General features: G+C 42.5%; 12 protein-coding genes. 11 read left to right on the top strand and 1 reads right to left on the bottom strand.

The features are described 5' to 3' along the window. Positions 1-62 precede the first annotated feature (62 nt). From B0H99_RS02900 to B0H99_RS02870, 7 genes are all read left to right on the top strand, one after another. The gene (locus tag B0H99_RS02900; protein ID WP_106532137.1) at positions 63-503 is read left to right on the top strand and encodes an Ohr family peroxiredoxin; all 441 of its coding nucleotides are present in this window, start codon (positions 63-65) and stop codon (positions 501-503) included. 70 nt (positions 504-573) lie between these two features. Beyond that, a complete protein-coding gene (locus B0H99_RS02895; protein WP_106532136.1) occupies positions 574-1,149 on the top strand; it encodes a hypothetical protein in 576 nt (191 codons plus the stop codon). Positions 1,150-1,431: 282 nt separating this feature from the next. Then, positions 1,432-3,144 carry a sigma-54-dependent transcriptional regulator gene (locus tag B0H99_RS02890; RefSeq protein WP_106532135.1) on the top strand — a complete coding sequence of 571 codons (1,713 nt, stop codon included), beginning with the start codon at positions 1,432-1,434 and terminating at the stop codon, positions 3,142-3,144. Between the two features lie 158 nt (positions 3,145-3,302). Continuing rightward, the gene (locus B0H99_RS02885; protein WP_106532134.1) at positions 3,303-4,295 is read left to right on the top strand and encodes a 2-keto-3-deoxygluconate permease; all 993 of its coding nucleotides are present in this window, start codon (positions 3,303-3,305) and stop codon (positions 4,293-4,295) included. Between the two features lie 14 nt (positions 4,296-4,309). Then, positions 4,310-5,605, top strand: a complete 1,296-nt coding sequence (locus B0H99_RS02880; protein ID WP_106532133.1) for a four-carbon acid sugar kinase family protein — start codon at positions 4,310-4,312, stop codon at positions 5,603-5,605. Continuing rightward, the gene (gene pdxA, locus B0H99_RS02875; protein ID WP_106532132.1) at positions 5,592-6,590 is read left to right on the top strand and encodes a 4-hydroxythreonine-4-phosphate dehydrogenase PdxA; all 999 of its coding nucleotides are present in this window, start codon (positions 5,592-5,594) and stop codon (positions 6,588-6,590) included. Before B0H99_RS02880 ends, pdxA begins: the two co-directional genes overlap by 14 nt. A gap of 286 nt (positions 6,591-6,876) precedes the next feature. Then, entirely contained in the window at positions 6,877-7,377 is a 501-nt protein-coding gene (locus B0H99_RS02870) for an SRPBCC domain-containing protein (RefSeq protein WP_106532131.1), read from the top strand. An 80-nt stretch (positions 7,378-7,457) separates the two neighbouring features. Here the strand turns inward: B0H99_RS02870 and B0H99_RS02865 are convergent, their stop codons facing one another. Continuing rightward, on the bottom strand, positions 7,458-8,303 hold the full coding sequence (locus tag B0H99_RS02865) for a DUF4097 family beta strand repeat-containing protein (RefSeq protein ID WP_106532130.1): 846 nt from the start codon (positions 8,301-8,303) through the stop codon (positions 7,458-7,460). 241 nt (positions 8,304-8,544) lie between these two features. Between B0H99_RS02865 and B0H99_RS02860 the strand changes: the two genes are divergently transcribed. The 4 genes from B0H99_RS02860 to B0H99_RS02845 all read left to right on the top strand — a co-directional run bounded on the left by B0H99_RS02860 (position 8,545) and on the right by B0H99_RS02845 (position 13,548). After that, entirely contained in the window at positions 8,545-9,408 is an 864-nt protein-coding gene (locus tag B0H99_RS02860) for a PPK2 family polyphosphate kinase (RefSeq protein ID WP_106532129.1), read from the top strand. Positions 9,409-9,609: 201 nt separating this feature from the next. Beyond that, positions 9,610-10,749 carry a sugar ABC transporter substrate-binding protein gene (locus B0H99_RS02855; RefSeq protein ID WP_181313554.1) on the top strand — a complete coding sequence of 380 codons (1,140 nt, stop codon included), beginning with the start codon at positions 9,610-9,612 and terminating at the stop codon, positions 10,747-10,749. An 89-nt stretch (positions 10,750-10,838) separates the two neighbouring features. After that, positions 10,839-12,359 carry a sugar ABC transporter ATP-binding protein gene (locus tag B0H99_RS02850; RefSeq protein WP_106532128.1) on the top strand — a complete coding sequence of 507 codons (1,521 nt, stop codon included), beginning with the start codon at positions 10,839-10,841 and terminating at the stop codon, positions 12,357-12,359. A 13-nt stretch (positions 12,360-12,372) separates the two neighbouring features. Then, positions 12,373-13,548 (top strand): sugar ABC transporter permease, encoded by a 1,176-nt coding sequence (locus tag B0H99_RS02845; RefSeq protein ID WP_106532127.1) that lies wholly within the window; start codon positions 12,373-12,375, stop codon positions 13,546-13,548. Positions 13,549-13,640: the final 92 nt, after the last annotated feature.

Genomic DNA, 13,640 nt, shown 5'->3' with positions numbered 1-13,640 from the left:
AGGATGAACGTTCAAAGGCGTATAATAGAATCGAATTTATACCATAAGAGGAGATGTTGAAAATGGCTGGTTCTGGTTTTGTCTTTCAGGCAGCAGCGACCAATGTCGGCGGACCGGAAGGAATCAGTTTTTTGACGGATCGTTCATTTTCTACGAAAGTTGCTCATCCGAAAGAATTGGGGGGAAGCGGGGACGGGAGCAATCCAGGCCAATTTTTAGCGCTAGGCTATTGTACGAGCTTCAATTTCATATTAGCCAGAATTATGGGAGCTGAAGGCATAACAGGGGAACCGATGACAACTGCAACCGTTGAACTTCATCCTGACCCGGCAGACGGCAGCTTCAAATTGGCCGTTCAGCTGGAAGTGGCGATTAAAGGATTGAACAAAGAGGAGGTGCAGACTTTAGCGGACAAAACCTATGCAGTATGCCCGTTTTCAAAAGCAATGAGCAACAATGTTGAAACGACTATTGCAGCTGCAGTTTATGAGGCGCTTGCTTGAACCTAAGTCAACATTAATGGTAGGAAGCGGTTATTAAAGTATGCTTATGAATTTAAAGGAGAAGAGAAAAATGATTTACAATATCGTTTTATTTCTTCATATACTGGGAGCAGTTATCATGTTTATGGCAATCGCGATTTTAGCTGCTTCAATGATTTCCATGCTGCATGCAAAAGACACTGCCGGAATCCGTTTATGGTCGAAATTGGCCGTCAAAATTGACGCATTGTTTCCGTTAAGTACGTTAATCATTTTGGTGCCTGCGTTTTATTTGGTGTTTTCAACATGGGGCTGGGGCATAGCTTGGATCAATGTATCGCTGGCGGCGCTACTTGCCAATAGCTTTTTAGGTCCAGTCATCAATTTGCGGCGCTTGAAAGGCATTTTAAGTGCTGCGGAGGCCGATTCAGAGTCAACTCCATCTGCGGAACTGTTGAGTAAAGTCAGAGATCGTGTACTTTGGACATCGGTTTCCAGTATGTCAATGATAACTGTCGGCATTCTTTTCCTGATGGCCGTTAAATTGACAGTGATGGGTTCGCTTATAACGATGATTGTAGCAATAGCAGCAGGATTTGCTTTAGCGAATGCTCTTCTTGCTAGAGTGAAATCGGAAAAGGTAGTGGATACGATGCAGCACCAATAGGAAACGAAAGCCGCTCGCAAAATCTTTTTGTGTGAGCGGCTTTTCATTTTGGCATTTAGGGACATATAAGAAAAAAGAAGAAACAGGTTTATCTGATTGGTATAGGGGCTGAGACGACTTGCGGAAAAATATGCCATTTTTCAAGCAAGCCCTCTAATCAAAAACGCCGCAGAAAATGTCGGACCAGTGATGGTTTTTATGCCTCATGGCTGATTATGATTGCTTATCCATTCCTTTACATGGTTATAATTAGGAAAAGAATTGCAGAGGAGGACTGTCGTGATGCGAAAAATCAGCATAGGCTTCATATCACCATACGATGCGATGGTTCCGATGATTGAAGAGTTAAAGAAAGAACATGTCGATTTGGAGATTGTTGCAAAAGTAGGGAATTTGGAAAAAGGGTTGGAATTGGCGTATGAGATGGAAAAGCAAGGAATCGATATCATAATTAGCCGCGGAGGAACAGCCAGTCTGATCCGTGAATCGATGGCATTGCCAGTTATCGATGTCCATATATCAGGATATGATTTATTGCGGTCTATCATGCTGGCAAGCGGCCACTCGAAAGAGAAAAAGGCATTGGTCGGCTTCTCCAATATTACATTGGGAGCCAAATCAATCGTCAGTTTACTGGAAATTGAATTGGAAGTCGTGACCATCACGAATGCTTCCGAAGTAGATCCGATTTTGGCTGAGCTGAAAGCGAAGGGCTTTACACGGATATTAGGAGATGTGGTGACCATCAACGCCGCTGCCGAATTTGGATTAAATGGTTTATTGATTCAATCCGGCCGGGAAGCCATTTTGGAATCTCTTGAAGAAGCGCGCCGGCTTTTTAGGTCGCAGCAGAAGAACCAGCAATTGCTCAGGATTATGCGGCAAGTATTGAAAAAGCGGGAACAGGATGTTCTTATTGCGACAGAAGAAGGGCATGTTCTGTTTGAAAATTGGACTTCCTTTGAAAGCACACCTCTCACCAAGAAAGAAATGGAAGATTTATATAAACAGGCAGCTCATGCAAATTCTTTTACCTTAAAGAATTTCTACGACGGGGAACAGCCCTATAGCGTCCGGGTAGATACATTCAGTGACCGCGATGGAAAAGTTATTTCGTTCTTTTTTAAACGCCTTTTTGATTCTGTTCAAAAGTTGAACGGGGTGATAATAGAGGAAGTCAATCATCTGCCTTCTTTAGTGGCGGAAAGCCCAGAGATGAGAGCGATCAAGCAGTTGCTTGAGAAACCGGTAGTTGGTAATAAGCCGCTTGTACTTATTGGAAAGCCAGGAACAGGAAAACAGTCTTTAGCGCGGTATGTGCATGCTTATCATCGGAAAAAAGGAGCTTTTGTTGTGTTGCCTGTTGATGTGCTTGGAGATGCACTGGAGGAAATCGCCTTTCTCCAAATGTCTACTTTGGTCTTGGAGTTTCCTTCGCATGCAGATCATACAGCAATGCGCAAAATTCCCGAATTGCTGTCGATAGTTGAAGGCAGGAATGTGCAATTAATCTTCTCGTTTTTAGATTCAACCGCTGCATCTTTACAGGAAGCAGGAATACATGAATCTTTCACCATCACATTGCCGGAATTGGCTGATCGGCAAGACGACGTCGAGTTTCTTGTCCGCCAGTTTTTGACGGAATTTCATCAGTCCTTCGGAACACAGGCAGTAAAAGTGCGGGATGATGCAATGGACGAGCTGAAAAAAATGCAATGGAACGGTAATCTGGACGAATTAAAGGCATATGTAAAAAAATTAGCCGTTATCGAAAGGGATTACGTGATTGAAAAAAGTGCTTTGCTCAAGGTGCCAAACGATTCTCCTGTTCGTCAGAATAGAGGAAGCTTGGCATTCGATAAAACAGATACGCTAAAAGAAATAGAGAAGAAAGTGATTGAACATGTTCTAAAAGAAGAAGAGTTCAATCAAACCAAAGCTGCCAAACGATTAGGCATCAATCGGGCAACCTTATGGCGCAAACTTAAAGAATAAGTTTGCGCTTTTTTTAGTTGATCAAGTGTTGCATTTTTAAACTATTTTATTTTATTTATTAAAAATCAGATAATTAGCGTTGCTTTTTAAAACGAATGTTTTATAGTGATAGGTGAAAGCGTTTTCTAAAACATATTAAAGAAAAGAGGGAGTAAATAATGAAGATTAAAGCAACGCTAGATCGGATTCCAGGCGGAATGATGGTCGTTCCATTGCTTTTGGCAGCTACAATAAATACTTTTGCACCGAATCTACTGCGGATTGGCGGATTTACAGAGGCACTTTTTGTCGATAGTGCAAGCGCTCTCATTGCATTATTCCTGCTTTGTACCGGAGCACAAATCAATGTAAGAATGTTTGGTGTGTCCCTTGCAAAAGGAGCAACTTTATTAACGACTAAATGGGTGGTTGGTGCAGCAGTCGGGCTTATCGCTTATATGTTTGCCGGTGACAATGGATTATGGCTTGGCATAGCACCGATTGCTGTTATTGCTGCTATGACCAACAGCAACGGCGGATTGTACATGGCACTTGTCGGCCAATATGGCGGAAAAGATGACCGTGCCGCTTACTCTTTGCTGGCATTAAATGATGGACCATTCTTAACTATGGTGGCTTTAGTTATTTTCGGTTTTATGGGGTTTGTTGAAGGATTGTTTTCACCGATTACATTCATTGCCGTCTTGTTGCCAATATTGATCGGAATGGTTCTCGGAAACTTGGATGAAGATATGCGTTCTTTCTTAGATCAAGGAAGTTCGATACTTATCCCGTTTTTTGCCTTTGCTCTTGGAATGGGCATTGACTTCAATGCAATTATCCAAGGCGGACTTGGAGGGATTGTGTTAGGTTTAATGACAGTATTCATCACAGGGACCGCCGGATACTTTATTTTTAAAGCATTAAAATGGAATCCGATTGTTGGAGCTGCAGAAGGTTCGACAGCCGGCAATGCGGTAGCGACGCCGGCAGCTATCGCGGCGGCAAATGCAAGTTTCGCTTCGATGGTTGATATTGCAACTGTACAGGTTGCAGCTTCAACTGTAACAACAGCGATTTTACTGCCGCTATACATTGCGTTTTTAGTGAAACGCTTGGAAAAAAGGGGCTTTAGCTTTAATAACGGAAACCTGATGAGAAAAGGTGTTTAAAGGAGTGGCGGACTATGGCAACTAAGATCGGCATCATTGCGGATGATTTTACAGGAGCGAATGACAGCGGCGTTCGATTGGCGCAAAAAGGATTGAAATCCCGTGTTCTATTGGCGGATCCTGCAAAACATGTAATTGCATCAGATTCAGACATAGACGTATGGATCGTGGATACCGCCAGTCGGGCTTTAAAGCCAAAAGAGGCTTACCAAGCTGTTCATCAGGAGATTGAACGTTTGAAAAGCCTCGGTGTTACATCTTTCTATAAAAAAGTGGATTCTACGCTTCGTGGCAGTGTGGCCGCTGAATTGAAGGCGATGCAAGATGCAGCGGCAATGGATGTAATATTTGTCGCGCCAGCATTTCCGAGTATGGGGCGGACTGTAGATGGCGGAAATTTATACGTCAATGGAATTCCCGTGTCAGAAACTGAATTTGCCAAAGATCCAAAAACGCCGGTTTTGCATAGCCATATCCCGGAGTTGCTTGCCGAAAAAAAGATTCGAACGGCTGTTTTAAGCCGTAACGTTTTACATGCAGCCAACCCCGAAAAGTGGGTACTTGAACAAGTGGATGCAGGCGTAAAATGGATAGTCTGCGACGTTGTGAAAGACGAAGATTTCCCGGTGCTTGCACAAATCGAAGCAAACTTAAGCCTTTCTATCGGATGGGCCGGCTCTGCAGGGTTGATCAACCATCTATACATGGATTTGGTTCAAAGTGATCAAGCGAATTCATTGGAGCATCCTGTTGGTAACGTATTGGTTGTTTCTGGCAGCTTATCAGCCAAAACCCAAGAGCAATTAGAAGTACTGAAAGCCAGGTCTGGAACGAAAATGATTGAAATAGATCCGTTGAAACTATTGAAAGATCCAATGGAAGCTGGCCATGAACTGGTAAGCTTGACTGAGTCTGAAGAGTGGGACAGTGCCGTTATTTATGTTAGCGGTTCTCAAACAAACCGGGATAATGTCGGTGATTGGGCCAGAGCAAACGGCTGGTCAGTAAACCGAACCGGGGAAGGAATCTCAAAAGGTTTAGGGCGCTTGGTCGAATCTGCTTTGCATTTGGTCCAATTCGATGCCCTTATTATGACAGGCGGCGATACTGCCAAAGATATTTGCAATGTATTGGACATTCCGGATATGGAGCTGCGCTTTGAAGTAGAAGCGGGAGTGCCTCTTGGAATGGTAAGATGGAACAATAGAGAATTAGTGGCGATTACGAAGGCAGGAGGATTTGGCGATAAAAAATCTCTTGTCAACGCCGTTGATTATTTGAAAGGAGCGGGGTTGCATGCAAGCAAATAAACCGATTATCGGAATTACGATGGGAGACGCAGCCGGCGTTGGCCCTGAAATCATTTTAAAAAGTTTTGAAAACGATATTGTCCATGAGACAAGCCGTTCGTTTGTCATCGGCGACGCATCGATTTTAGAACGGGCAAAACAATTTACAGGCAGCTCGAAAGAGATTCGCCGAATAAACAACCCTTCTGAAGCATTGTTTGAGAAAGAAAGTATAGATTGCCTCGACTTGAATTTATTATCGGCTGACCTTCCGATCGGGAAAGTATCGGCCGAGGCCGGAAATGCTGCATTCAAATACTTGGAAAAAGCAATTAGCCTGGCAAATGCCAAAGAAATCGATGCTATTTGTACTGCACCGTTAAATAAAGAAGCATTGCAAAAAGGCGGGCATATGTATCCGGGACATACTGAAATTTTGGCTGAATTGACCGGCACGAAAGATTATTCGATGATGTTATCTGCCCCTGATTTGAAAGTCATCCATGTGACAACACATGTCGGCATTATCGATGCCGTTAACATGATCAATCCGGAGCGCGTTTTCTATGTTATTCAATTGGCTCACGATACGCTGTCAAAAGCCGGAATTGCAAACCCGAAAATCGCAGTCTGCGGGATAAACCCGCATGCGGGTGAAAATGGCTTGTTCGGCTATGGGGAGGAAGAAGAGAAAATTATTCCTGCAGTAGAAAAAGCGGTATCCAAAGGAATCGATGTTCAAGGGCCGCTTCCTGCAGACACGCTTTTCTTCCGCGCCAGACGAGGCGATTTTGATATTGTTGTTGCGATGTACCATGATCAAGGGCATGCACCGATCAAAGTTCTTGGACTGGAGTCGGGTGTTAATATTACTGTTGGTTTGCCGATCATACGTACAAGCGTTGATCATGGCACGGCATTTGATATTGCGGGAACAGGCATTGCAGATGAAAAAAGCTTAGTTGAGGCTCTGCGCCAAGCAGTTGAACTTGCGCCGAAAAATTGAAGTGAGATTTGAGACCGTTTAGGGGAAAGAACCCTAAACGGTTTTCTTTTGAAAAATCTGAATATTAATTGAAGGGAGAGTTCTTTTTGAGTATATTTAAGTCATGAAAACACTATTGAAATTATTATTTACAGGAATGGCCGGGAATTTATCGGCACCTTTAAGAAAATCGGTTTGATCAATTGGATAATTATTTAAAAGAAATTCAAAAACAAGGGAAGGAGGAAAATCCGTCTTAACCGCTGCTTGCCTCTAGCATTAAACAAGTAATGAGGAGGAATATTCGATGACCGCTAATAACGAATCGAACGCTGCAGTTACAAGAGTTGAAGGGCATGAAATGATTATGGAGCGGTTTTTTATGGCCCCGAGAGAACTGGTTTTTTCCATGTACACAGAAAGAGACCATATTGTAAATTGGTGGGGGCCAATCGGCTGGAAGACTACTGTTTATCAAATGGATGTTCGTCCTGGAGGAGTCTGGCATTATTGCATGCGATCGGATGATGGGCAGGAGGCGTGGGGCAAAAGTGTATACGAGGAAATCGTAGAACCGGAAAGGCTTGTTTACACAGACGCTTTTTCTGACGAGAATGGCAATGACGCAGAAGGTATGCCTGTTATGAAAATCACCACGGATTTCGAAGAGGAAGGCAACGGCACAAAAATTATTAGCCGCACGCTTTTCTCTACTCAAGAAGAACTGCAGAAAGTGGTTGAAATGGGAGCTATTGAAGGGATGGGCGAGACATTTGATCGTTTGGAGGCATATTTAAACGAATTTTGATATTAAGCAGCGAAACGGGTTGGACTTTGTATTATAAATGTCCAACCCGTTTAACGTTATATATTATAGAAGAGAAGTGTTTACTCCTCGTTCGTAAAAAGGATATCTCCGTTATTTGCTTTCAATTTAATTAGATAAGAGCCTTCTCCGTATACTAAATTAGCATCGCTTTCTCCCAAAATATCGATTACTCCGTTTTGTGCCTCAGATTCAACTTTTGCATCTAACAAAGATTCTTTAGTCTGAACCGAAATACTGCCATTTTCCGCATTTAAGTCCATGGAATTCATAATTTCATCCAAAACTACATCGATGTTTCCATTTGAGGATATTCCCGTAAACGAACCAAACGTATTTTCTACATGGATATCTCCCATGGCCACTGCTTTTATCAGCTGAGCCTCTGCATGCTTCATCTTTATATTGCCATTGCTTGTTTTAGCAACTATATACTTCATATACAAGTTCTGAAAATCCACATCTCCTTTGTCAGTTTCCGCTCCAATCTCGTATGCTTCAACATCACGGGCTTCTATGCTTCCATTTATGTTGATTAGTGTAAGCGACACTATGTTCGGCTGTGGAACATAAACAGTCAATAGTGGAAGCTTTTCAGTAGTTGAACTAGAGGATGGATTTTTATTTTCAGTTTCAATCACTAAGTTTTTTTCTTGTACAAAGGTGTTCAAATTAAAATTTTTTCTATCTCCAGTAACTTTGATCTCGGTGCTTGCATTTTCAGACGGGAGGAGAAGAATTGCTGTATTTTCGGTGGTGATTTCTATATTTCTTACCTCTTCATCAATTATTGTTTCTTTTGATGTTTCATTAGCTAAAGTAAAGGGATTGTACCTAAAGATGCCAAAAGCAATAGCAGCGAGCAATAGGCTTAAGATAAGAAGGGTAATGCCTTTTAAAGCTATCATATAATTTCCTCCTCTTTTATATAAGCTGCTGCCTAGGATAAATGGAAATTACTGAAACATTTCGTATGGTTAAAAAAGTATAAATGATATCGTAACTCTTATCAATAAAGTGTTAAAAAGATGGAAAAGAAGCGAGGAGAAGGAAGATATAACGAGCAAAAAGTTGTTAAAAGGTTTTTAATCTTATAGTTTCGGCAATAACAAGAGCGACAGATGCTTAAAAAAAGTAAGGGGGGTTCTAATGGATACAAGTAAATACTTAGTGAAGCAAGACGAAAAAGTGGATTTAACAACTTATACAACATCAGAGGTAAACGTACAGAGTGAAAAGGAAGTGCGAGAAAAACTGATTCCTGAAACCCTCGAGAAACTGAAAGAACTGCACTTGAAGCTGCAAGCAGAAGAGTCAAAAGGAATCGTGGTTGTACTGCAAGCAATGGATGCTGCAGGAAAAGATGAAACCATCAGTTATATTTTTTCCAACTTGACTGCCCAAGGGCTTAAGGTTACCTCATTCAAGAAACCGACTGACGAAGAGCTGGCACATGATTATTTATGGCGCTTCCATAAAGGATTGCCAGCCCGTGGAGAAATCGGCATTTTCAATCGCTCTTATTATGAAGAGGTCATTGCACCGCGTGTCCATGATTTGCTTGAATCAACGCCGCTGCCAGATGAATTGATCGATGAAAAAATTTGGTCGATTCGGTACAAACAAATCAATAATTTTGAAAAATACTTAGTGGAAAACGGCTTTCCCGTTGTTAAATTCTTTTTCAACGTATCGAAAGAAGAGCAGAAGAAACGCCTGCTTGAACGCATGAAAAATCCGGATATGAACTGGGAATTTTCGTTTAGCGATATAAAAGAGCGGCAGCATTGGGACGGCTATCAGCACATTTTTGAAGATATATTGGATCATACCTCAACCGAATATGCGCCATGGTATGTTTTGCCTGCTGATGATGAGTGGTATTCACGGTATATCGTTGCAGAAGTCATGGTGGAGCTTTTGGAAAAAATCGATCCGCAATATCCTGAAATATCCGGCGAGGAAAAAGAAAAACTGGATGAAGCAATCAAGCTTCTGGAAGAGGAAGAATAAAATAAATTTAAGCCGCAACGGGAATTCCCTGCCGTTGCGGCTTTTTTGTGTCGAAATAGCAATCTTTTGCCATAGCTTTTTAAATATTAAGAAAGTATAGGTGATGCTAAAAGATTGCTATTGATAGCGCTTACATAATTTTAGGGCCGGGATATAATTAACTTGTAGCAAAACAAATTACTGATCGAAAGGGGAATGGAAATGGTCAATACACGGAAAAAGTTCTCTCTTCTGCTAGTGCTTATGGCGGTAGTTCTTGTTATAGCAGCGTGCGGCGGAGGAGGAAGCGGAAGCAGCAGTGAAGGCGGCGGTGGCGGGGGTGGCCAAGTCGACGTTGGAATCGTATTGCCTACTAAAGATGAACCGAGATGGGTACAAGATGAACAGCGTTTTAAAGATGCACTTGCTGAAACGGATTATTCAACTGAAATTCTGTTCAGCCAAGGATCTTCTGCAAAAGAAAAAGAAAATGTGGATATTTTGTTGAACAAAGGAATCAAAGTTTTGATCATCGCTCCGCACGATGGGGCAGCTGCTGCTGCAGCAGTGGAATCCGCTAAAAAAGATGATGTTACCGTTATTGCTTATGACCGCTTGATTACAGATACTGAAGCAGTGGATTACTATGTAACTTTCGACAGCTTGGCTGTTGGAGCGGCGCAAGCTCAATACTTGGTCGACAACGCCGAAGGTTCTGGCGTGCCATTGTACTTGTATGCTGGGGCTTCTTCTGACAACAATGCATTCTTATTCTTCCAAGGAGCATGGAGTGTTCTGCAGCCGAAAGTTGCGGACGGTACTTTTAAAATCGCAAACTCAAGCGAAGCAGAAGCATTAAAAGATACTGCAGAACTTTCCCGTGATCAACTCGGTAAAGTGTTGGGCCAGGTAACAACAAACTGGGATCCGAATGAAGCGAAAAACAAAGCTCAAACTCACTTGACTGGTGTAGGTGCAGATATGAAAGGTGATATAGCCATATTGGCGCCGAATGATGGGACAGCCCGTTCAATCGCAGATGTTTTTGCATCAGACGATGAAGTGACAAATTACGTCATTACAGGACAAGATGCTGAAAAAGCTTCTGTTCAATACATTATTGATGAGAAGCAATCGATGACGGTCTTCAAAGACGTTCGCACATTGGTCAAAGATGCAATGGATATGGCTGTAACCGTTCTTGAAGGGAACGAGCCAGAAACAACAGGTTCTTACGACAATGGAGCTGTTGAAGTAAAAGCGAAACAAACAGATGTCATCACTGTCGACAAAGAGAATGTAAAAGCAGAGCTTGTGGATTCCGGCTATTATGAAGCAAGCGAGTTTACTGGATTGCAATAAAAATGCCCATAGCAATACTCGAAATAGTGATGGATCCGTCTATCACTATTTCGCTATTGCTCTTACGGTTGCGTGAAGGAGGGATAACGGTGAACAATCACATTTTGGAAATGAAAGGAATCTCAAAAGAGTTTACAGGCGTTAAAGCGCTTAGTGACGTTAACTTTAAAGTGGAGAAAGGCGAAATCCACTGTTTGATCGGTGAAAATGGAGCCGGAAAGTCTACACTGATGAAAGTATTGAGCGGCGTCTACCCTTATGGTACATATCAAGGCGATATTATCTATGAAGGGAAGGCGCAAGAGTTCAATAATATAAATGATAGTGTTAAAGCAGGTGTAGTGATCATCCACCAGGAACTTGCACTTTTCCCGGATTTGACTGTCTATGAAAACATTTTTGCCGGCAATGAAGTAAAGCGCGGGTCTTTTGTCGATTGGAATGAAACTATTGTCCAGTCCAAGAAATTGCTTCAGAAAGTTAAGTTGAACGTCAATCCGGAGACGCATGTGAAGGATTTGAGTGTCGGAAAGCAACAGCTGGTAGAAATTGCGAAAGCGTTGAGCAAAGATGTGAAGCTGCTCATTTTGGATGAACCTACTGCCGCCCTTAACGAAGACGATAGCGAAAACTTGTTAAACCTGTTGAAGGATTTGAAGAAACAAGGAATTACATGCATCATGATCTCACATAAATTGAAAGAAGTTATATCCATTGCAGATAAAGCGACGGTGCTGCGGGATGGAAAAACCATTTGCACATTGGATGGAACTGAAGCGCCGATTTCTGAAAGTGTCATTATTAAAAACATGGTTGGGCGAGAAATCGAAGACATCTATCCAAAACGGCCTGACAAGAAAATCGGTGATGACATTCTTCAGTTGTTCAACTGGAACGCTTATGATGTGGAGCTCGGCAGAAATGTCGTGAAAAATGTGGATTTCCATATTAAAAAAGGGGAGATAGTTGGTGTTGCGGGATTGATGGGGTCTGGCCGCACCGAACTGGCACTAAGCATTTTCGGGAATCCTAAAAATTACAAGCTGAGCGGAGAATTATTGTGGAACGGCAAGCTAAAAAAGCTGCCGCATACAAGAGATGCCATCAAAGCCGGTATTGCGTATGTAACGGAAGACCGTAAAGGCAATGGCCTGTTCTTGCTTCAAGACATAAAAAATAATGTAACTGTAGCGAACCTGAAAGGCATTTCTTCAAACGGCATTATTAATGACAACGAGGAAATCAAAGTGGCAGGCGAGTATAAAAAATCGATCAACATTAAAGCGTCTTCACTGGAACAGAATGTCGGCAATCTAAGCGGAGGCAACCAACAAAAGGTGTCGATCGGCAAGTGGCTGTTTGTAGGACCGAAACTGTTGATTCTTGATGAGCCGACGCGAGGCATCGATGTAGGGGCGAAGTTCGAGATTTATACGATCATGAATAAGTTGATCAGCGAAGGCCTGAGCATTATCATGATTTCCTCGGAACTTGGGGAAGTGCTCGGTATGAGTGATCGCATTTATGTCATGGGCGAAGGGGAAATTAAAGGCGAGCTGGCGATCAATGAAGCCAGCCAGGAAAAAATTATGGAGCTTGCGACGCAATAGGGGGGGATATTCGGTGGCTTTATTCAATGAAGCGAAATTTTTAATAAAAGAAAATATACGGGATTACGGGATGTATATTGCACTATTCGTCATCTTGCTGACATTTTCGATTTTAACGGATGGTTTGTTCATGTCTTCGCGCAATATCAGCAATCTACTGGATTCTGCAGGGTATATCGCGGTGTTGGCTGTCGGGATGACACTCGTCATTGTAATCCGGCACATTGACTTATCGGTCGGATTTGCGGCAGGTTTTCTCGGGGCAATTGCAGCGATTTTCCTGACGCAAATGGGTGTATCGGTGTATATCACCATTCCTGTAATTCTCGTTTTCGGGATTTTTGCAGGTTTGTTCAATGGCTTTCTTATTGCTCAAATCGGCATTCCGGCATTTGTCGCGACTTTGGCGGCCATGCTTATTTTTAGAGGAGCTTTGCTTCAAGTTACAGAGAGAACCGGTACAATCATTGTAAATGACGAGAAATTCAATGCGCTCGGCAACGGCTTCATCCCATCCCTTGCTGAAGTGAACGGTTTGCATTTGCTGTCATTGATCATCGGGTTGGTCGGAATTCTGCTTTATATTTACAGTGAATTTTCTAATCGCAAAAACAAAATCAAGTATCAATTCGATGTAGTATCTAAAGGGATTTTCACATTGAAGCTAGTGTTTGTATCGGCTGTTATAGCATATATCACTTGGATTTTAGCAGGTTATAATGGGTTTTCGTGGACGGTCGTCATTATGCTGGCAGTAGTTGTCATCTATCATTTCCTAACAACGAAAACCGTTCTTGGCCGGCATATTTATGCAGTCGGAAGCAATCCGGAAGCTGCCCATTTGAGCGGAATCAATGTTAAGAAAATCACGTATATCGTTTTCGGTTCAATGGGAATGCTGGCTGCGCTATCAGGTATATTATTCACTTCCCGTCTTCAGTCAGCCACCACGACTGCCGGCACACTATTTGAGCTTGACGCTATTGCTGCGGCCTATGTCGGTGGTGTATCTTCTGCCGGAGGCGTCGGCAAGGTAACTGGAGCAATCATTGGGGCGATCGTTATGGCATCCTTAACAAGCGGGATGAACTTGATGGGGGTTGGGATTTCCTATCAATACATTATCCGGGGTGGTGTACTGGCCGCAGCGGTAATATTTGATGTCATGACCCGCAGAAAAAGAGGATAGATTTTGGGGACAGAAAGGCTGTATCTGGTCTTTCTGTTTTTTAGTGGCATCAAATTCTTTCTGTCTAAACCATTTATAGGACTAAAAGGCTA

Origin of the sequence: Planomicrobium soli (genome assembly GCF_003014655.1) — a bacterium.
GTDB classification, from domain to species: Bacteria; Bacillota; Bacilli; order Bacillales_A; family Planococcaceae; genus Planococcus; species Planococcus soli_B.
This window is presented reverse-complemented; position numbering and strand designations above follow the sequence as displayed.